We start from the raw sequence: 19,395 nt of genomic DNA, 5'->3' as shown, positions 1-19,395 counted from the left end.
GCCGGCGCCCGCGGGCGGGATCGCTTATCGGATCAGCTGGTCACTTGTAGGACTAGAACACGATCGAGTCGAAGACGGCGCGTGCCTCTCTCATCAACTCCGGATTGATTGATTCGTCGATACGGCCCACCGCGACGACAGCCCGCTTGCCGTTCAGGTCGACCACCCGGTAGGTTTCGCGTTCGCCCCGGGTGGAGTACCAGCGTGAGCAGGCTTGTGTATGTCTTGAGTAAATGCATAATTCACCGCCGTCGCAGGCGTTCATGTCCACGTTGGCCTCGACGAAGTGGTCGAACTCGAAGCCTGAGTAGTTGCCCACCGTGACCTTGACGGGAGGGGTGCTTGCCGTTGACGACTGCGCCGCCATCGCGTCAACGAAGGCCTCGGCCGACGGACCGTCATCGGAAAGGGCGCCCCTCCACTTGCATGCGTCCATCGCCACATAGTTGACAGGCAAAAGAGTTATGTGGACGGCCCATTCAGCTGGATGATCCGGGTCGTCCTTGCCCACACTTCCGCCGTCGAGAGCAAACCAGCCGTCTGGGACGGTGATCTCGAAAGGTTCAGTATGGCCGGCGACGGGGACGAGGTATGTGCCGGCGTCAATGTCTCCACTCTCCGGCAGCGGCGGGAACGGGCGGGGGTCGTTTCCGTCCGGCAGTGGCGGGGCCGTGCGGGCCTCCAAAGTTGGAGAATTGGTGGACGGGAGGGCGACGTTATCGGGCTCATACTCGCACCCGCAAAGACATCCAATCAGGGCGACAATCACCAAGGCCAAGAGATGGCGCAACCGCTGACCGGCCTTTTCGAGGGGTGTCATGGAGCTCATTGATCCACCAGCCACTACAGGGTGCTGTGAGGCCCCGCAGCCGGGTGGCCCCGCGGGCGGCCCGAGATGGAAGGCCGTCGCCTCAAGTCTCCTCCGGCAGAGAACCCGTGACAAGGAAGAACTGCCCGGAGATCAGTTTCGACTCATGCAATCCCCCGAAATGACGAAAGCGCGTCGCTGAAGCAGCGGCGAGGAAACGCCAAATGATTGTGTCAACTTAGATTGGCCCCGGTAGGACGTATATTTTTGGCCCCAGCAGTCTGATGGCGTCGGTTCGCTGCTGCCGGACGTGCAATTGAATCAGTTCTGTTGGGGAACACCTCCACTGTGAGGAGCCCTCTTTAGGTTTGGGTTCCTTCCATGGCGCTGGCTCTACCGGCCATGTGGCCCTACGCATTAGTGGTCGTGGCGTAAACCCTCGTGGAGCTGATCGGGGAACCGGGGGGCGCCTGCCGCAGCCAGCGCGAACCGGGATCTGGCTCCGTCAACTTCCGCGTCGGACGTCGTCAAGAACGACTTTAATGGGGACCGCAAGGCTGACATTCTGGCCCGTGATGGCGCCGGCGACCTGTGGCTTTACCCCGGAAATGGCTCGGCGGGATGGATGCCACGTGTGCAGGTATCCGCCGGCTGGAATAACCAGACTAATAGCCTAGGGATCGGCGACTTCCAAGGCGACGGATTCGTTGACGTAGCCGTCTCCAACCGTGGCGGGATGTGGATAGAGCGCGGTGATGGAAAGGGCGGTTGGCTGAACTCAGCGTGGGCGGGATATGGCTGGTTCTTCGGGTCGGAGGCCATCGGTGTCGGTGATTTCAATAGTGATGGCACAGCTGATGTCGTGGGCCGCGACAGTTCCGGTGTCCTGTGGCTCTACCCCGGCAACGGAACCGGCGGCTGGTTGCCACAGAGCGTGACCGGCGCCGGCTGGAACGCCATGAACTCCCTTGTTGGACCCGGCGACTTCAATGGGGACGGAAAAACGACATCATAGCCCGGGACTCCATCGGCGACTTGTACCTTTACGAGGGCAGCGGTGGATCCGCATGGCCCACATCGAGGAAAGTGGGCAGCGGCTGGAACATCATGACGGAGATCCTATAACTGTCCTAGCCGGACGTGGTGCCCATTTCCGGATCCGAGGCCATGGGATGTAGACGTCCGGTGGAGGATCCATCACCGTACATGTTCTGGCTAACTCGTTGTATGTCGCTGCGTCCAGGCATCGATCCAGTCCGCGATCAAAGTGTTGCCCATGCGACGCGCGTAGTCAGATGCGGTCATGTAAGACTCGCCCGCAAAAATGCCCGGTGAAGCTGCCGAAACGCTACACAGTTTCCTGTCCCATTTTCTTGGAACTGGGACACACTCGGTGGGACACTTCCGAGTCGCGGACTCAGTCGGGGCAGCATGCCGGATGTCGCGTGATGCCGCGCCGACCCCTTGGAGGCATCCTCTAACGTGCATGTTGTGCAGACGGCTTTGGGCACTCATTCAGACACAGTCCAGCAATGATGAAATCCCAGTCCAGCGTCCCCGACACACTGTCGTCCCGCATGTTGTCCCAAAACATCCCCTTCCAACAGCTATAACAAAGACAACTTCCGGGACAGCTGGGTCGCCGACTCACGAGCGAACCCGCACCCGTTCCGGGTACGCAGGGACCCGGCCAAACGGCCTGGCTGGGGATCAAACCCGTGCCAGCTCCCGCCGTCGTAATGTTGCGCAGGTCACACCTGGCACATACGCTGGGGTGCGCTGCAGCGTGGCAGCAAGGATGAAAGGCAGAAAATTGGCCAGCGACAAGCTCTCCGTAGTTGTTCGCGTCGACGTAGACGGCGAACAGATCCAGATCGCAGCAACGGGCCGCGTCACCACCTCGAGCCTTCAGGGGCTTTACCCGGTGGTTCAGCGGACTAAGGGCCTGGGCGGCGGGCTCGGCGTGGAAATGGACCTTTCGGAAGCGACCATCGACGCAGATGCGCTGGACCAACTGAGGATCTACGCTGAACTCCATGAGGTGCCTGTCCGCCTCAACACTGCGCCCGGCAACGTCGGCAATGTGACCGCCCTGCCCTCCCGGAAACTCCAGACAGCAAGCCGGGCAGCCTAAGAGGAGAACGCATGCGAAAAGTAACCGCCGGACTGTTCCACTCCGTGGATGGCGTGGTCCAGGATCCGTTCAAGTTCCAGTTCGACAGCTTCGACGAGGACCTCGGCAAGGGCCTGACCAAGATGATCAACACCGTGGATACCGTGGTGCTGGGCAGGGTCAGCTACCAAGAGTGGGCCGGCTACTGGCCAAACGCCACCCAGGACGATGATTTCGCCGCCTTCATCAATCCTGTCGAAAAATTCGTGGCGTCCCGGACCCTGACCGAACCGCTGGAGTGGCAGAACTCGCATCTGATCAAGGGTTCTTTGGATGACTTCATCACGGGCCTCAAGAACCGCGACGGCGGAGAGATCGCCGTATGCGGCAGCATCTCGGTGGTCCGCCAACTCCTGTTTGCGGGCCTGCTGGACGAGCTGACCCTGATGACGCACCCGGTGGTGGCGGGCAGCGGCCGGCGCCTTTTCGAGGACGGCGATCCCCAAAACCGGCTCGTTCTGGAGGACCAGTACGGCACCAGCAAAGGCAACGTTGTGAGCACCTACAGCCTGCGCAAGGACTAGAGAACGCTCGACGGCGGCAGCCGGCTGCCGTCGTCGACCCGCCTCAGCGCTCACCCCAGCAGCAACGCCGCGCCCAGCTCGCTCCGGAAGTAGAGCACACTGTGGCCGTAGCGCGTGGAAGTCACGAGCCCGGCATTGCGGAGCACCCTGAGATGCTGATTGACCGCGGACGTGGTCACGCCAAAGCGCACTCCAAGCTCGGTGGATGAGGCAGGCGCAGCGAGCGCCGTCAACAGGCTGGTTCGGGCCTCGCCGAGCAGCGCCACCACAGCGGCAGGGCTTCTCACTTGCTCCGCTTCCCACATGGCTCCTTGACCGCGGGCCGGGTACATCAGCATCGGCGGGTCACCGTGGTTCACGGGAGCAGAGGCCCTGCGGGTGAACATGGTGGGTACGAGAGTCAGCCCCAGGCCATCAGTCTTCTCGGTCCGTGACGCAGGGTTCTTCAACCGCACGGAGATGACCCGGCCGTCGAATTCCACGGCACCGGACAAGTCGTTGAGCATTGTGAACAGCCCGCCCTGGGCGAGTTGCCTGCCGCGGTAAACGATGTCTGCTTCCAGGATGGTGCGCATGCGCAGCCAGTGCGGTGCGAAGCACGTTTCCCAAAAGTCCTTGAGGATTTGCACGAGGCGCCGGATCGCCGGGCCAACGGGTCCGGCAAAGACTGCGGGCACTTCGCCATGCACCCGGATCAGGTCGCCGTGGAACTGCTCGGCTGAAATTCCCTCCAATGCCGCGAACTCGTCGTCGATCCTGGTGAGAGGGGAATCAGGCCTGGGATTCAGGAAGTCCGGCGTCCAGAGCCGGTGGTCAACCAGCGCCAGCAGACCATCCAGATCCAGGCGGGAACGGGCTTCCTCCGTGCGGCGCAACCACGGCAGCTGAAGAGGGTACTGGCTGGGATCACGGATGGCCCTCAGAGAGAGCCCCAGTTCACACATGGGCGAGATGCCGAAGCGCACCCCGCCCAGGTCGGCGCCCGACAGTACGTACTTCAACATGAAGCATAACGCTACATCACTACCGGCCATCCTCGGCGGGTGACAGAACTGGGGGGTGACCAAAACTCCGGCAGACACCATTACCCCTCCCCGGCACGGCCTCCGCGCCGCCCTTTCCGAACCCAGCCTTAGGATCCTCGCTTCGGCCATTCTGGTCTCCACGGTGGGTCGCGGCATCTTCCTTACCCTGACGGTTCTGTACTTCAGCCGCTTCGTCGGACTCAGCGCCGTGGAAATCGCCGTCATCCTCTCTGTTTCCAGCGGGGTCGGCGTCGCGACGTCGTACATTGGCGGCCGCCTTGCGGACCACTTATCCGCGCGCCGGCTGCTGGTGGTGATGGTCGCCGTCGAAGGTCTCGCTATCGCAAGCTATACGTTCGCCGGGAACTTCGGCACCGCCGTCGTGATTGCCTGCATTACGGTAGGCGTGGACCGCGCCGCGAACGCCAAGCTCAGCGATCATCGCGCGTGCCTTCGATGGCCCGAACCGCGTCAACGCCCGCGCTGTCCTCCGCACCATCACAAACCTGGGCATCGCGACGGGTGGCATGATCGCCGGATTGGCGTTGCTGGCCGGGACGGCCGACGCGTTCCGCGTGATGATGATCAGTGCCGGCGTCGTCTATGTCCTCAGCGCACTGCACCTCCGCCGCCTTCCCAGCCGCGTCGACGCGCCGCGACACGACCCCGCCAACCCTGCGCCGAAGCGTGGCATCTCCCCCTTCAAGGATCGCCGCTACGTTCTGTTGACGGTGCTGTCCGGTATTTTCGGCATGCAGTTCGGACTCGCTGAGATGGGCGTTCCACTGTGGATTTCACAGGACACCAGCGCGCCGGATGTGCTGATATCGGTGGTCCTGGTCATCAACACTGTGTGCGTCGTCCTGCTGCAGGTGCCGCTCTCCCGCGGCACAGACCATCCTGCCCGTGCCGGGAAGATCGTGCTGACCGGTGGGGTGCTCATGGCCGCGGCTTGCGCGCTCTACGCACTGGCGGGCGGAGTGCCGGTGGTCGCCGCCATCATTCTCCTGTGCGGTGCCGCACTCCTGCACTCGTTGGCGGAAATCCTTTCGCAAGCGGGGGCGTGGGGACTCAGCTTCGAGCTCGCCAATCCGCTCCAGGCCGGCGCTTACCAGGGAATGTTCGGCATGGGATCCGCCCTGGGGGCCATGCTCGCACCTCTCGTGGTGACCGCTACCGTCGTCGAACACGGCACGCTGGGTTGGGCCATCCTGGGAGCGGTCTTTGTTGCCTCGGCGGCGGGCGTAGCGCTGATAGCGCGGAAAGCCACGACGACGGCGGTACTCGCCTAACGGGGCGGGCGCAGGGTCCGCCGCCGCCCACCGGCGGGCTGCGCACTTGGTTCCGGCGGGGGTTCCTCGTCCGAGCATTCCGGACACTGCCCATCAGGAAACTCGCCCACTTGCGGCCAGATCCACCCCTCCAAGCACAGGTCATTCCTGCACGACTCTTGCGCCATTGACTGTCCCCCTAAGCCACGTTCCTTTCTACTAAGGTGCACAAAAGCACTGATTCGTTACGCGAAAATCCGACCCCGGGGCGAGACCGCCGCGAGCAACATCACCACGGAGACGGAGGGATTGAGCCGCCCACCCTGAAACCATGGAAAGGAACGAGTGAAGGGGAATCATGGGGGAATGGGTCTGGCCGGCGTACGTGGGCGTGTTGGGAGGAGTGGCCCTCTTTGGCGTGTTCATGGTGCCGATCGTGGCCGTCCAGTACAGGATGTACGGCCGGTTCACGTGGCGCCGGTTTCTGGGTGCCGCGGGGCTCAGCATCTACGGCGTTGCTCTGGTGGCTTACACGCTGCTACCCCTGCCTGACCCGACCCTGTTGAAATGCGGCCCGGGCGGCAGCACCTTCCAGGCGCTCCCCTTCCAATTCCTGGACGATATCCAACGTGATACCTCGGGCTTGGGGATCACGGGGACACTGACCAGCCGTGCCATGTTGCAAGTTGTATTCAACGTGGTGCTTTTCGTTCCTTGGGGTGTGATCGCGCGCCGCTACTTGTCGTGGAACATTGCCGTCTCTACGCTGACAGGCGCCCTCGCCTCGGGCCTCATCGAAGCGACTCAATTCACTGGTTTGTGGGGCATTTACGACTGTGCCTACCGCCTTGCCGATGTCGACGATCTCATCACCAACACCCTGGGTGCCCTGATCGGTGCCATGATTGCGCCTTTGGTCCTCTGGTTCATGCCGCAACGACGCGACCTCCGCGCAGCCCGTGGCCAGAGCCGCCCCGTCACTGTCCGTCGGCGCTGGCTCGGGATGATCATCGACTACGTGGCGCTAACGTTCCTTGGCTTCGGCTTCGTTGTGATTTACAGGGTGGGGTTGCTCGCGATCGGTGCAGACCTTCCCGGAGCGGACGACGCCGTCTCCCTCGTCCTCATGCATCTCGTTCCCGGGTTCCTGGTGTTCTACCTGCCGGCGCTTGTGGGTTCCGGCGCATCACTCGGCCAGCGCGCCGTGTGGCTGCAACCGCATTGGCCGGCCACCCGCCGTCGGGCGTTGCTCCGGGCCAGCACCACCGGCGGACTCTATGTTGTGTTGTCGTTCCTGACTGCCCTGATACCGGCAACGGCGTTCGGTCCGCTCTCCGGCCTGCTGCTCCTGGCCGCCTTCGTGGCGGTTCCCCTGACAAAATCGCGGGGACTTTCGGGCGTCCTGACGGGTGCGGAGATGGTTGACTCGCGTGAAATCGAACGACGCCGGGTGGCTGGCCCAGCTCCTCGACCCGCCTAGGGGCCGCACGCCACCTCGGCAGCCGGCTGGTGCGCGAGGTGCGTGTGGCCGGCTCGAGGGGGGGTCTGCTTTCGGGCCGGCCACACTGTCCACTTGGGCAAGCGGACGAGCGCACCTCCAGCTCGCCGACAAAAAGCGGCATGGATCGTTGCGCCGTGACCGGCCGAGGAGGGGGTCTCAACACCTCATAGGCCGTGGCTGCTGTTCTACATCCGGAATGCGCTCTGCAACCTGTCACTACTTAGTAGTGGCACCACCTGATGGAACGTGTCATGGTCCAGGTCACTTTCTTTTTATTTTTTTCCGGGTCCGTCTTTCGGGACCGTCCGGCTACTTTTTCCCGGCCTTCAGATCGGAGACAACTTTGGCGATACGTCGCGCGCGGGTCTCAGCAGTCCTGGCGTCTCCGATCGGTTCCACATAACGCCGCTGGGCACTGTAGTTGAGCGTCCGGTAGAAGGCTTTCGCTTCGGGTTCGGCATCCAGGGCTGCAGCGAGATCGTCCGGGACTTCCATTACACGCGGCTGGGTGTCGACTTCCAGGCCGACCTCCACCGTGTCACCGGCAGCAGCGCCGGTAAGCGCGCGGTTCGCCGCGCTCACGCCCACCATGTACTTTCCACCCATCACCGCGATGCTGCTGCGATAGCTTTGGCCGTTGATGGTCACCACCACGGGCGGCTTCTTCCCAGCCCCCAGCGCATCAACGACATCGGCGGGAACCTCTATGCCGGCCTTGTTTCCATCGCCCACGATGGTGGTTGTGAATTGCATGACCCAAGTATGCCGTCAGCCGCCAGTAGACGCACCCGGTCAGTAGTACTAGGTTTCACATAACGCCCGGAACAGCCAACCCAAGGAGCAGGACCATGGACGAGCAGGATCTTCTGGAACGAATCCAGGCATTGGTGGAAGAAGAGCATCATCTGCGCGACTCGGCGGGATCGGAGACCGACGGTGACGACAGCCGCGCGCGTCTCTCCCAGCTGGAAGCCCAGCTGGACCAGTGCTGGGACTTGCTGCGGCAGCGCCGGGCCAAGAAGCATGCCGGGGAGAACCCGGACGACGCCGAGGCCCGCCCGATCAGCGAAGTCGAGGGTTACAGGCAGTAGTTCTGCCGGGCGAACCTAGGCGCCCTCGAGAACCTGGCTGGTCGCCCACGCCAAGTACTTGGCGGCGTTGGCGACTGCATCGGCAACATCCGGAACGCCGTCCTTGCGCTGCGCGACGTCCAGCAACTGCGCCGCAGCCACGATCCCGTGCTTCGCGAGATCCTCGGGGGTCACAGTGATACGGCCTGCCACCGCGATCACCGGAATGCCGTGCACGCTCGCCGCGTCAGCCAGTGCGATGGGCGCCTTTCCGGTGAGGGACTGTTCATCCATGGACCCCTCCCCGGTAATCACAAGATCGGCTTCGCTCAAGTGCGAGGCGAGCCCGGTGAGACCGGCCACCAGCGCGAAACCACCTTCCAGCGCAGCATCCGTAAACGCCAGGAACGACGCCGGGAACCCGCCCGCCGCTCCAGCTCCCGGAACGTTCACGTCGCGGCCGGTGGCTTCCCGGAGGAGCGATGCCCAGTTGCGGAGCCCGGCGTCGAGCTTTTCGACCGCGTCCTCATCCGCACCCTTTTGCGGACCGAAAACGTGCGCGGCACCTTCCGGCCCGTACAGCGGGTTTCGGACGTCGACGGCGATGCGGAACTTCACGGCCGACAGCCGGGGATCCAGCTCCGAGACGTCGAGGGCAACTGCGTCTGCGAGTGAACCGCCGCCCAGCGGGACCACATTTCCTGCCGTATCGAGCGGTTTGAGCCCCAGCGCACGCAAGGCTCCGCTGCCGCCGTCGGACATTGCCGAGCCGCCCACACCGAGCACGATCTCAGTGGCCCCGGCATCCAGGGCGGCGGCGATCAGTTGCCCGCAACCGTAGCTGTGGGCGCGCAGGGAATTCTCCGGAGTCGGCTCCATATGCGCCAGGCCTGAGGCCATGGCCGTTTCGATCACAGCGGTCACCCCGCCGAAGGAGTCCTTCCGGATCCCCCAGGAGGCACCGACCGGCTTGAGGATGGGACCAACTACGGCGTTGTTCCGTTCCTCATAGCCCGCGGCAATGGCGGCATCCAGCGTGCCTTCGCCGCCGTCGGCTACCGGGAACTGCGTGGTCACGGCATCCGGGTAAACGCGGAGCGCGCCCTCGGCCATGGCTGACGCGGCTTCGGCGGCGGTCAGGGATCCCTTGAACTTGTCCGGGGCAATGAGGATACGCATGGGACCATCTTGCCAGCTTTGCCGGGAAAGCGCTTGCCCGAACGTAACGTTGCGTTGACGGCGTCGCAGTAGTTCCCGCCGCACGTCTCCCCTCGCACCAGGGGACTACCCGCCCAGCACCCGCACAGGGTCACCCGCCAACCAGGCCTTGACGTCCTCAAACGCCTCCCCGTAGAACTTCCGGTAGCTCTCGTGCGTCACGTACCCGATGTGCGGCGTGAGGACAGTCCGCCGGGAATGCAGGAGCGCGTGCCCTGCGGGAAGGGGCTCCTCCTCGAAGACATCAAGGGCGGCGCCCCGGATCCAGCCCTCCTCCAGGGCACGGATCAGGGCAACCTCGTCAACCAAGGGGCCCCGGGCGGTATTGACCAAGACCCCGTCGGGACCCAGAAGGCGCAATTCCTCCGAGCCCACAATGCCCTCGGTTCGCTCGGAGAGCCGCAGGTGCAGCGTCACGATGTCCGACTCGCTGAACAACTCCTCTTTACTGACCAAGCGGGCACCTGCCGCCTCAGCGGTCTCCGCGGTGAGGTTCTGGCTCCATGCGAGGACGTCCATGCCGAACGCCTTGGCGTAACCGGCCATGCGCTTGCCGATCTTCCCCAGGCCAACAATGCCAAGCGTCTTGCCTTCAAGTTCAAATCCGACGCCGGTCTGCCACTCCCCCGCCCGCAGTGAGTTCTCCTCCACAGGCAGGTTCCGTGCGAAAGCGAGCAGCAGGGCCCAGGTGAGCTCCGGCGCCGCGGCAGGGGATCCACCCGTTCCGCACACCACGATCCCCCGCTCGGATGCGGCCTCCATGTCAATCGCGGCATTGGCCATGCCGGTGGTCACCAGAAGCTTCAGATTGGGCAAGGAATCCAGGACACTTTGCGGAAAGCGGGTCCGCTCACGCATCGCGACAACGATGTCGAACGGCGTCAACGCGGCCACGGCCTGCTCCTCCGAGACGAACGGTGCGCTGAAAACGCTGACCTTCACGCCGTCGTCGGGCAGTGAATCCCAAGGCGCGTAGTCCCCGGAAACCTGCTGGTAGTCGTCAAGAATGGCTAAACGGAACTTCGTCACGGCTGTCTCCTCCCGCAGCGGCTGGTGGTACTGACCACCATCTCACGTTAGGTTTTTGAGTGTGACGCAAAATGTGACCTCCGCCATGCCCAAGCCCGAGCACCCCCGCCCGCAACTGGTCCGCGACAAGTGGATGAACCTCAACGGCACCTGGGGTTTTGAGATCGACGCCGGGGACTCCGGCGTGGAGCGCGGGCTCGCCACCCGCGAACTCAACAGCTCGATTCTGGTCCCGTTCGCCCCGGAATCGGCCCTTTCCGGGATCGAGCACGTCGATTTCATGGAAGCCGTCTGGTACCGAAGGACCGTGAGCATTCCCCCGGAATGGTCCGGACACAACGTGCTCCTCCACTTCGGCGCTGTGGACCACGACGCGACAGTCTGGGTGAATGGCGTCGAAGTTGCGCGGCACAGGGGTGGTTTCACTCCGTTCACGGCCGACCTGGGTGGCATCGCAGAGCCTGGGACGGATGCCGTCATCGTTGTCCGCGCCAGGGACTCGCGGCACGGGATGCAGGCACGCGGCAAGCAAGCCACCTGGTACAACAACACGCATTGCCAGTACACGCGCACCACCGGAATCTGGCAGACGGTGTGGATGGAGGCCGTGCCCGAGGTTTACATCAAGCGCCTCCGGATGACCCCCAGCCTGGCCGATTCAAACATCACAGTGGAGGTCCCGCTCAGCCGGAACCGGAGCGGGCACACAGTCACTGCCGTCCTCAGCGATAAGGAAGACCTGCGGATTGAGGCGGAGGCCAAGGCAGACCTGGACCTCACGCCGTCGCTCCGGCTCACCATCCCAGCCGAAGCGATGCGCCCCTGGTCGCCGGAGGACCCGTTCCTTTACGACCTTGACGTGAGCGTGCGGGACAGCGCCGGCGAGGTGGTGGATCACGTGAGCAGTTATGCTGCCATCCGCTCGATTGCCTTGGACGGCAAGGTTGTCCGCATCAATGGCAATGCGGTTTTCCAGCGGCTGGTCCTGGACCAGGGCTACTGGCCGGACTCGTTGATGACCGCCCCCGATGAGGCCGCCTTGGTCAAGGACATCGAGCTGTCCATGGCTGCGGGATTCAACGGCGCCAGGTTGCACCAGAAGGTTTTCGAAGAGCGTTTCCTGTACCACGCGGACCGTTTGGGCTATCTGGTGTGGGGCGAATTCGGTGACTGGGGTGTGTCGGGCGGCGGCACCATCGGCCACAACCAACAACCGACTGCCAGCTTTGTGGCGCAGTGGCTGGAAGTCCTGCAGCGCGACTTTAACCACCCGTCCATCGTCGGCTGGTGTCCCCTCAACGAGACCCACCAAGTGCTGCATGACCGCCTCACCGTTCTGGACGATGTCACCCAGGCCATGTTCCTGGCCACCAAGCTCGCGGACCCCACACGGCCCGTGATCGACGCATCAGGCTACTCCCACCGGATCCGGGAAACGGACATCTACGATTCCCACTCCTACGAACAAGATCCCGACCGCTTCCGCATGGAACAGCAGGGCCTTGCTGACGAGAAGCCATACATTAACCGGAAGGACGACGGCGAGGAGTACTCGGTACCGTACGCCGGGCAGCCATACTTCGTCTCCGAATTCGGCGGTATCTGGTGGAACGAGGCCGAAGCGCGCCAAGCAGCAGAGGCGGCAGGCACCGACGTCGAAAGTTCCTGGGGCTACGGCCAGCGCGTCAGCAGCGAAGAGGAGTTCTATGCCCGCTTCGAGGGACTCTGTGGCGTCCTGCTGGATAATCCGGACATGTTTGGGTACTGCTACACGCAGCTGACGGATGTCTTCCAGGAGAAGAACGGCATCTTCACGTTCGATCGCAGCCCCAAGTTCGACCTCGAGAGGATCCGGGCCAGCCAGCTCCGCCGGGATGACACTTAATGCCAATGTGAGTGCTTGGAACCATCATCCAATGCCATGTCGCGGGAGCTCAGCGGACTACCTAGACCCACTGGCCTCGACGGACCAGGACTTCCTTGAGCAGATCCAGGCGGTCGGACACGATCCCGTCCACGCCAAGATCCAGGAGCCGCTCCATCTCGGCGGGTTCGTTGATGGTCCACACATGCACGTGGCGGCCCAGGCGGTGCGCGCGGCGCAGGAACCCGGCCGCCACCACCTGCACCGGCCCGTAGCGGACAGGAACCTGGAAAACGTCGACGCCGGCAAGCAGCCTGCGTGCCAAAGGTGCCGGCAGCACGGGGCCCAGGAGGACAAACAGAGCGGTGAGCGAACTGCCGGCCGAGGAAGCCACGCGACGGGACAGCTTGGCCAGGACTGCCCTGCGGCGCCTGTCGGAAAAGCTGGTGACCAGTACGCGATCATGGATCCCGTGCCGCTCAATGGCCTCGGCCATCGGGCGCACCGAATTCCAGTCCTTGATATCCAGGTTCAACCGGGCATCCGGCAACGCGGCCACCAGCTCATCAAAGGTCGGAACGGGTTCCACACCACCGATTCGTGCCCCGGCTACCTCTGCTGCCGTCAACTCCGCGATCTTGCCGACAGAATCGGTCACGCGGTCCAAGGAGGAGTCGTGGAAGACCAGCAGCACGCCGTCCGACGTGGTGTGGACGTCCGTTTCAAGGTGCACGGTGCCGAGTTCCGCCGCGGCTTTGAAAGCCGCCATGGAGTTCTCCAGGCCATCCAGTGAGAAACCGCGGTGCGCGAAGGCCAAAGGTCCCAGCGAACCGTCCTTGCGGAGGAAATAGGGCAGCGTCACACCCGTAGCGTAGCCGAACGGCTCTCCCGACGGCGCGTGTGCCAAGCGCGTGCGTCACGCGCCGCGCGTCGGGCTTGGCGCGTCAGGCTTCGTGCGGAACTATCGCCACGCCGTCGCTGACGTGAACCAGCGTCCTGCCGCGGCCGCCGTCGAGCTCCACCCACACGGCGGTGGCATCGCCGGTGACGGCGTCAATCACTCCCGCCGACTCATACCCGGGCGTGAGCGTGACGCTGACGCGGTCGCCCTGGCGCAAGGAGCGCCAGTGGTGATCCGGTTCGACGCGCCGCAGCGGCGCCGTGTTGAAATCGTTGATCCTGCGCTTGGCCATGATTCCCCCTGCATTTCGACTGGTAGACACGATGCGAACGGGTCCGTGGCTGGAAGCCTACGGGCGCAAGGTGAACGCCGGTTGTATGGAGGCTGGGAAGTCGGTGACAGCCTGAAACTGCGAGACTAGGGACATGACTGTGTTGATTGCCGGATGCGGCGACCTTGGAACCGAAGCCGGACTTCGCTTCGCTGCGGCGGGCCACGAGGTTGTGGGCTTGCGGCGTTCCCCCGGGAAGCTGCCTCCGCAGATCCGTGGCGTCTACGCGGACCTTTCCGTGGAGCTCCCGGAGCTGCCGGCCGATGTGGACATTGTGGTGGTGGCCGTCGCAGCCGACGCCTCCACAGAAGAGGCCTATCGCGCGGCCTACCTGAACGGCGTGAAGAACGTCCTGGATGCGCTGGAACGGCAATCCATTGAACCGCGGCGGATCCTCTTCGTCTCCTCCACCGCTGTGTACAAGGATTCCGGTGGAGCTGTTGTGGACGAGTCAACACCCACGGAGCCCACGCGGTTCAGCGGCAAGGTCCTGCTGGAAGCGGAGGAACTGCTGTTCGCCCGGACACGCGGAACGGGCACCCGGCCAATCTCCCTCCGGCTCGGCGGGATCTACGGCCCGGGACGCACCCGGCTGATCGACCAGGTCCGGAGCGGCAAGGCCGTCATCCCCGCCCAACCCCGGCACACCAACCGCGTCCACAGGGACGACGCCGCCGCCATGATCGTCCACCTGACCACCATGGGAGCTGCCCCGGACGAGGTTTACGTGGGCGTTGACGATCACGCCGCCGAAATGGGCGACGTCATGCGGTTCCTCGCGTCCGAGCTGCAGTGCCCTGAACCCCCGACGGCGGCACCTGAGGGCGCGTCCGACGCCGGCCCCGGCGACAAGCGCTGCTCCAACAAACGGCTCCGGGCGACGGGTTTCGAGTTCACGTTCCCGAGCTACAAAGAGGGGTACCGCGCGTTGCTTTCCGGCGAGGGCGTACGCCACCCGTGAAGCCCGTGCTGCGTGCCACAGGACAGCAGGGATGGGGGCGGGCCTACTTCGCAATGCAGGCGGTTGCCGGGCTGGCTTGGTGGACCCTGGTTTTCCTGGCACCCCCGGTGCGTGCAGCCACCCTGGGCACCCTTGACCCCGTCGCTGTGGCCGCCCTCGACATTCCGCTGTTCGTGCTCTGTTCGGCCCTCGCAGCTTGTGGCATCCGGTGGGCGGCCGTGGTGGCCACGGGCTGGACTGCTTTGGTGGCAGCCGCGCTGGCTGTCTACGCCACATTCACCACGGAAGCGGGCCTGGGCGTCCTGATGATGATTGCCGCTACCGCCTGCTCAGGCCTGGCGCTCTGCTTCGTCCTGCTGGGGCGGGTTCCCACGGACTGGATCATCCGCGGCCCGTTCGCGTTCCGCTCCGCCGCTTCGAACCGGCCTGCAACGGCCCACGTGAGCGCGACCATCGCGCAAATGATCCTCTTCTGGGGCTTCTTCCTTGTCGCAGTCCCGCTGGTCATCTCATGGTTGGAAGGTCGATGGCTGGTGTCCCTGCCTGTCCCGCAGTTTGCCGTCATCGCAGGCGCCGTGGTCCTGGTGCTGGCGAGCATTCTCGGCGTCTCGTCCGCTGTAACCATGTCATCCAAGGGCCGCGGCACCCCGCTGCCGTCGGCCATGCCCAACCGCCTCGTCATCGCCGGGCCGTATCGCTGGGTCCGCAATCCGATGGCCGTTGCGGGCATCGCCCAGGGCATCGGGGTGGGACTCATCCTGGGGTCCTGGCTCGTGGTCGCCTACGCGATGATCGGCTCGTTGGTCTGGAACTACGCCGTTCGGCCGCTGGAGGAAGCGGACCTCGAAAACCGCTTTGGAGCCGAATTCCGCCGCTACCGTTCGTCAGTGAGCTGTTGGCTTCCCCGCGTCGGGCGGAACTTCGGGCGGAGCTAGACCCGCTGCTCCGTCAGTTTCGCCTCGAGAACCTGGGCCACGCCGTCGTCGTCGAAATGCGGCGCCTGCCGGCCGGCAGCGAGGATCGCTTCCGGGTGCCCGCTGGCCATGGCGTAACCGTGGCCGGCCCAGCGGAGCATCTCGATGTCATTGGGCATGTCCCCGAACGCCACAACATCGGCGGCTTCGATCCCCAGGGACTCTGCGTACTTGGCCAGCGTGACTGCCTTGTTGATCCCCGGCACGGACATTTCCAGCATCGCAGTCCGGGGAGCTGAGTGCGTGGTGGACACGAGGTGCGCGACAGCCGGCTGCACCTCGGCCAGGAACTCGTCCGGCGTCCCCTTGCGGGTAATGGCAAGGAACTTTACGACGGCGTCATCCGCCGTGAGCGTCTGGTCCAGCGGTTTGGGGGTGAACTCGGCAAGCAGTTCGCTGGTTTCACTTTCGATGAACCCCGGTTCCAGCTGGAAGCCGGTGAGCGTCTCCACAGCGAACAGGGCGTCAGGCCGGATGGACTTGATGATGCGGCGGGCCTCAAAAACGGACTCCGCATCGAGGACGCACGAGGAGAGTGCCTTCTCCGTTTCCAAGTCCCACACCACGGCGCCGTTGGAACAGATCACGATTCCGCTGTGCCCGAGCTGCTCCTGGAGCGGGTACAACCAGCGCGGCGGACGGCCCGTGACGAAGACGAGTTCCACTCCGGCATCGCGGCATGCCTGGAATGCCTTGATGGTCCGGGCACTGATTTTTCCGTCGTGACCGAGGATGGTGCCGTCTATATCGCTTGCTACGAGCCGCATCATGCCAGTCTACGTTGGAGCGAAACAGGCGGCTGCGCACCGGAAAGCCTCCACATTTCCAAAACCGGGAGCATAGGCTGAGTTGATGAGTGACAAGACCATGAGCGAAGAACACAGCACACGCGGCGCGTACGTCACCGGCGGTGAGTTCACCCGCGACACCAACTACATCGAGGACCGCATCACCCGCGACGGCGCTGCCGGCCCAAACGGAGAGCCCGGCTGGCCCGTAGAGCCCGGGCGCTACAGGTTGATCGCGGCCCGCGCTTGTCCGTGGGCCAACCGCTCCGTAATTGTGCGGCGGCTCCTGGGACTTGAGGATGTCATCAGCCTCGGCCAGCCTGGCCCCACCCACGATGCCCGCTCCTGGACTTTCGACCTTGATCCCGGCGGCAAGGACCCCGTACTGGGGATCGAGCGCCTGCAGGAGGCGTTCTTCCGCCGCTTCCCGGACTACCCGCGAGGCATCACCGTCCCGGCCATTGTCGATATCCCCAGCGGCGAAGTGGTGACCAACAACTACCCGCAGATCACGCTCGACTTTTCCACGGAGTGGACGGAGTTCCACCGCCCCGGGGCGCCCCAGCTGTATCCGGAGCACCTCCGCGAGGAAATCGACCAGGTCAACAAGCGCGTATTTACCGAGGTCAACAACGGCGTCTACCGTTGCGGCTTCGCAGGATCACAGGAAGCCTACGATGCCGCCTACGCGCGCCTGTGGACTGCTTTGGACTGGCTGGAAGAACGGCTCAGCAGCCAGCGGTATCTTGTGGGCGACTCCATCACTGAGGCTGACGTCCGGCTCTTCACCACCTTGGCACGCTTCGACGCCGTCTATCACGGACACTTCAAGTGCAACCGGAACAAGCTGAGCGAAATGCCTGCGTTGTGGGGCTACGCAAGGGACCTCTTCCAGACACCCGGCTTTGGGGACACCATCGACTTCGTCCAGATCAAGCAGCACTACTACATCGTCCACGAAGACATTAATCCCACGCAGATTGTCCCCGCCGGTCCGGATCTGTCCGGCTGGCTGACGCCCCATGGACGGGAATCCCTGGGCGGCAGTCCGTTCGGAGACGGCACTCCCCCGGGTCCGGTGAAGGCCGGGGAAGAAGTAGCTCCGGGGCATGGCGCCGGCTAGCCGCTGGTGCGTGTCAGGCCGGCCCGTGGTTCAGCTCGGCACGCGTCGGCGGGTTGGCGCCGGCGCGTGAAACGGTCACGGCGGCGGCGCGGCTGGCATGCTCCATGATCGCCGCGAGCATTTCTGCGGGCATGGCCCTCAGTTCCCCGCGGTTCTGCGCGCCGTCCAACCCATGATCCACAATCGCGGACAGCAGCCCTGCCATGAACGAGTCGCCGGCACCCACGGTGTCCACGACATTCACGGACGGGGCCGGAACTTCGGTTTCGCCGGCCCGGGTGATACCCCACGGGCCGCGTGAACCGCGCGTCACCACCACCAGGGCCGGACCTTCTTCGCCGCCCAGGGACAGCCAGCGACGCGCGGATTCCGTAGGATCGACGCCGGGATACAGCCACTCGAGGTCTTCGTCGGAAGCCTTCACGACGTCGGCCAGCGCTACGAAGCGCTCGGCTTGCGTCCGCGCGTACTCAACGTCCGTAATGATGCTTGGCCGGCAGTTGGGGTCGAAGCTGATGGTGCTGTTCGGGTGGGCATGCTCGACGGCGGCAAGAACCTCCGCGGCGCCAGGCTCCAGGAAGGTGGCAATGGAGCCCGTGTGCAGCAACGTGGCGCCCTGCAGCATCAGGGGCAACCTACCGGCGAGGCCGGGGAGTTCCCAGGTGAGGTCGAAGGCGTAGGTGGCGGCGCCGTCGTCGTCGATCCGGGCGGTGGCCACGCTGGTTGGCTTCTCATCCGGCGGAAGCGGCACCATCACGGAGCTTGAGCGCAGGTGCGCTGCGACGGAGTCTCCGTAGGCGTCCTTGCCGTAGCGGCCGATGAACTGCACCGGGTGGTCCAGCCTGGCCAAGCCGACGGCAACGTTGAGCGGACTGCCGCCAACGTGCGCCTCAATTCCAGAGGAGCGTTGGACGACGTCTACCAGGGCCTCACCAATGACTGTCAGCATGGGTCAACTCTGCCAGAGGTGAAGCGCAGCAACCCAACAATTACGACAGCAGTCGCTGCACCAACTCGCGGCACTTCTTGTAGGCAACGGCCTTGGGGTCGATGAGATCGAAATGGTCACCCGGGACCCGCAGCAGCTGGGCGGAGCTCCCGGCCGCCGTGGCTGCGGCAACGTAGGCCTCGGACTGGCTTGCAGGAACGTCCTCGTCTTCCGTGGCGTGAACGGCATAGACGGGGACGTTGATCGGCAGCGAGCTCATGGGGTCGGCGTATTTATGCCGTTTGGGGAATCTGGCCGAATCCCCGCCCATCAGGTTGCAGACGGCGCCGTTGCTGAGGTTGAGCTTCTCGGCTGCCGCAAGGTTCAGGAGGCCGGACTGGCTCACCACGCCCGTCAGGTGCACGGCGTTGTCCTCCGGTGCCCGCTGGAGCTGGCGGTCGGCGTCGGGGGCTCCGATCGCAGAGAGGCGGTGCCTGCCCGCAGCCCATACCGCGAGGTGTCCTCCGGCGGAGTGGCCCAGTGCCACCACTTTGCCGAGCTGGAGGTCGTGGTCCCCGGCTATCTGCGACAGGTGGTCGATCCCGGCCAGGATGTCCTCGAACGTATGGGGCCATCCACCGCCGTTCCCGGCCCGCCGGTATTCAAGGTTCCAGGCGGTAATTCCGTGCGCTGCGAGGTCCCGCGCCAGCGGTTCGCCGAGCTCTGCGCCGTATTGCGAGCGCCAGTAGCCGCCATGGATCACAACGGCTACTCCACCGGCCACAGCTGATGCGCCGCGATGGTTTCCGTTGTTCGGTTCAGGTATGAAGAGTTCGCCCCACTGACTGGGGTGTTCGCCGTAGCTGTACTTGTGCCGCAACATTGCGCCCTCCTTTGTACTGAGCC

At 64.3% G+C, this 19,395-nt stretch carries 21 protein-coding genes and 1 pseudogene; 11 read left to right on the top strand and 11 right to left on the bottom strand.

Going from position 1 to position 19,395, the window contains the following annotated elements; translation table 11 throughout:
- Nucleotides 1-52 precede the first annotated feature (52 nt).
- Complete coding sequence (locus AB4Y81_RS05905) at nucleotides 53-829, bottom strand: hypothetical protein (protein ID WP_189076497.1); 777 nt, start codon at nucleotides 827-829, stop codon at nucleotides 53-55.
- A 475-nt stretch (nucleotides 830-1,304) separates the two neighbouring features.
- Between AB4Y81_RS05905 and AB4Y81_RS05900 the strand changes: the two genes are divergently transcribed.
- From AB4Y81_RS05900 to AB4Y81_RS05890, 3 genes are all read left to right on the top strand, one after another.
- Complete coding sequence (locus AB4Y81_RS05900; protein ID WP_441995535.1) at nucleotides 1,305-1,823, top strand: FG-GAP repeat domain-containing protein; 519 nt, start codon at nucleotides 1,305-1,307, stop codon at nucleotides 1,821-1,823.
- Between the two features lie 798 nt (nucleotides 1,824-2,621).
- Nucleotides 2,622-2,942, top strand: a complete 321-nt coding sequence (locus AB4Y81_RS05895) for a hypothetical protein (protein ID WP_318257130.1) — start codon at nucleotides 2,622-2,624, stop codon at nucleotides 2,940-2,942.
- A gap of 11 nt (nucleotides 2,943-2,953) precedes the next feature.
- On the top strand, nucleotides 2,954-3,505 hold the full coding sequence (locus AB4Y81_RS05890; RefSeq protein ID WP_441995504.1) for a dihydrofolate reductase family protein: 552 nt from the start codon (nucleotides 2,954-2,956) through the stop codon (nucleotides 3,503-3,505).
- A 50-nt stretch (nucleotides 3,506-3,555) separates the two neighbouring features.
- Here AB4Y81_RS05890 and AB4Y81_RS05885 read toward each other — a convergent pair whose 3' ends face one another.
- Nucleotides 3,556-4,509: a DUF5937 family protein gene (locus AB4Y81_RS05885; protein WP_441995503.1), complete on the bottom strand. Its 954-nt coding sequence runs from the start codon at nucleotides 4,507-4,509 to the stop codon at nucleotides 3,556-3,558.
- 55 nt (nucleotides 4,510-4,564) lie between these two features.
- Here AB4Y81_RS05885 and AB4Y81_RS05880 point away from each other — a divergent pair.
- Nucleotides 4,565-4,879 (top strand): annotated as a pseudogene (locus AB4Y81_RS05880) (MFS transporter); the annotation flags it as partial.
- Here the strand turns inward: AB4Y81_RS05880 and AB4Y81_RS05875 are convergent.
- On the bottom strand, nucleotides 4,820-4,972 hold the full coding sequence (locus AB4Y81_RS05875) for a hypothetical protein (RefSeq protein ID WP_441995538.1): 153 nt from the start codon (nucleotides 4,970-4,972) through the stop codon (nucleotides 4,820-4,822). The pseudogene AB4Y81_RS05880 and the gene AB4Y81_RS05875 overlap by 60 nt on opposite strands.
- Here AB4Y81_RS05875 and AB4Y81_RS05870 point away from each other — a divergent pair.
- Together AB4Y81_RS05870 and AB4Y81_RS05865 are read left to right on the top strand one after the other, a co-directional pair.
- Nucleotides 4,968-5,822 carry an MFS transporter gene (locus tag AB4Y81_RS05870; protein ID WP_441995534.1) on the top strand — a complete coding sequence of 285 codons (855 nt, stop codon included), beginning with the start codon at nucleotides 4,968-4,970 and terminating at the stop codon, nucleotides 5,820-5,822. The two genes, AB4Y81_RS05875 and AB4Y81_RS05870, sit on opposite strands and share 5 nt — an antisense overlap.
- Before the next feature lie 337 nt (nucleotides 5,823-6,159).
- Nucleotides 6,160-7,281, top strand: a complete 1,122-nt coding sequence (locus AB4Y81_RS05865; RefSeq protein ID WP_441995502.1) for a VanZ family protein — start codon at nucleotides 6,160-6,162, stop codon at nucleotides 7,279-7,281.
- 330 nt (nucleotides 7,282-7,611) lie between these two features.
- On the opposite strand, the gene AB4Y81_RS05860 is transcribed toward AB4Y81_RS05865, so the two are convergent.
- Nucleotides 7,612-8,055: a YdeI/OmpD-associated family protein gene (locus AB4Y81_RS05860; RefSeq protein WP_441995501.1), complete on the bottom strand. Its 444-nt coding sequence runs from the start codon at nucleotides 8,053-8,055 to the stop codon at nucleotides 7,612-7,614.
- A 95-nt stretch (nucleotides 8,056-8,150) separates the two neighbouring features.
- On the opposite strand from AB4Y81_RS05860, the gene AB4Y81_RS05855 reads away from it, so the two are divergent.
- Nucleotides 8,151-8,393 carry a DUF2630 family protein gene (locus AB4Y81_RS05855; protein ID WP_018778415.1) on the top strand — a complete coding sequence of 81 codons (243 nt, stop codon included), beginning with the start codon at nucleotides 8,151-8,153 and terminating at the stop codon, nucleotides 8,391-8,393.
- 15 nt (nucleotides 8,394-8,408) lie between these two features.
- Here AB4Y81_RS05855 and AB4Y81_RS05850 read toward each other — a convergent pair whose 3' ends face one another.
- Nucleotides 8,409-9,551: a glycerate kinase gene (locus AB4Y81_RS05850; protein ID WP_064722295.1), complete on the bottom strand. Its 1,143-nt coding sequence runs from the start codon at nucleotides 9,549-9,551 to the stop codon at nucleotides 8,409-8,411.
- 105 nt (nucleotides 9,552-9,656) lie between these two features.
- Nucleotides 9,657-10,619 (bottom strand): D-2-hydroxyacid dehydrogenase family protein, encoded by a 963-nt coding sequence (locus AB4Y81_RS05845; protein ID WP_018778417.1) that lies wholly within the window; start codon nucleotides 10,617-10,619, stop codon nucleotides 9,657-9,659.
- 73 nt (nucleotides 10,620-10,692) lie between these two features.
- Here AB4Y81_RS05845 and AB4Y81_RS05840 point away from each other — a divergent pair, with 73 nt between their 5' ends.
- Nucleotides 10,693-12,504, top strand: coding sequence for a glycoside hydrolase family 2 protein (locus AB4Y81_RS05840; protein WP_441995533.1), 1,812 nt, complete (start codon nucleotides 10,693-10,695; stop codon nucleotides 12,502-12,504).
- A gap of 61 nt (nucleotides 12,505-12,565) precedes the next feature.
- Here AB4Y81_RS05840 and AB4Y81_RS05835 read toward each other — a convergent pair whose 3' ends face one another.
- Complete coding sequence (locus AB4Y81_RS05835; protein WP_441995500.1) at nucleotides 12,566-13,345, bottom strand: glycerophosphodiester phosphodiesterase; 780 nt, start codon at nucleotides 13,343-13,345, stop codon at nucleotides 12,566-12,568.
- Nucleotides 13,346-13,427: 82 nt separating this feature from the next.
- Entirely contained in the window at nucleotides 13,428-13,676 is a 249-nt protein-coding gene (locus AB4Y81_RS05830; protein ID WP_039239057.1) for a hypothetical protein, read from the bottom strand.
- 133 nt (nucleotides 13,677-13,809) lie between these two features.
- Between AB4Y81_RS05830 and AB4Y81_RS05825 the strand changes: the two genes are divergently transcribed.
- Together AB4Y81_RS05825 and AB4Y81_RS05820 are read left to right on the top strand one after the other, a co-directional pair.
- On the top strand, nucleotides 13,810-14,676 hold the full coding sequence (locus tag AB4Y81_RS05825) for an NAD-dependent epimerase/dehydratase family protein (RefSeq protein WP_416428104.1): 867 nt from the start codon (nucleotides 13,810-13,812) through the stop codon (nucleotides 14,674-14,676).
- A 53-nt stretch (nucleotides 14,677-14,729) separates the two neighbouring features.
- Complete coding sequence (locus AB4Y81_RS05820) at nucleotides 14,730-15,611, top strand: methyltransferase family protein (protein WP_441995532.1); 882 nt, start codon at nucleotides 14,730-14,732, stop codon at nucleotides 15,609-15,611.
- On the opposite strand, the gene AB4Y81_RS05815 is transcribed toward AB4Y81_RS05820, so the two are convergent.
- Entirely contained in the window at nucleotides 15,608-16,417 is an 810-nt protein-coding gene (locus AB4Y81_RS05815) for an HAD family hydrolase (RefSeq protein ID WP_441995499.1), read from the bottom strand. The two genes, AB4Y81_RS05820 and AB4Y81_RS05815, sit on opposite strands and share 4 nt — an antisense overlap.
- A gap of 85 nt (nucleotides 16,418-16,502) precedes the next feature.
- Between AB4Y81_RS05815 and AB4Y81_RS05810 the strand changes: the two genes are divergently transcribed.
- Nucleotides 16,503-17,561: a glutathione S-transferase family protein gene (locus tag AB4Y81_RS05810; RefSeq protein ID WP_018778424.1), complete on the top strand. Its 1,059-nt coding sequence runs from the start codon at nucleotides 16,503-16,505 to the stop codon at nucleotides 17,559-17,561.
- A gap of 13 nt (nucleotides 17,562-17,574) precedes the next feature.
- Here AB4Y81_RS05810 and AB4Y81_RS05805 read toward each other — a convergent pair whose 3' ends face one another.
- On the bottom strand, nucleotides 17,575-18,510 hold the full coding sequence (locus AB4Y81_RS05805) for a carbohydrate kinase family protein (RefSeq protein WP_018778425.1): 936 nt from the start codon (nucleotides 18,508-18,510) through the stop codon (nucleotides 17,575-17,577).
- Between the two features lie 40 nt (nucleotides 18,511-18,550).
- Nucleotides 18,551-19,372, bottom strand: coding sequence for an alpha/beta fold hydrolase (locus AB4Y81_RS05800; protein WP_039239051.1), 822 nt, complete (start codon nucleotides 19,370-19,372; stop codon nucleotides 18,551-18,553).
- Nucleotides 19,373-19,395: the final 23 nt, after the last annotated feature.

The sequence above is a fragment of the Paenarthrobacter sp. TAF1 genome, from assembly GCF_052113825.1.
Lineage (GTDB): Bacteria > Actinomycetota > Actinomycetes > Actinomycetales > Micrococcaceae > Arthrobacter > Arthrobacter nicotinovorans.
The sequence above is the reverse complement of the archived record's forward strand: the minus strand, read 5'-3'. Positions and strand labels throughout refer to the sequence as shown.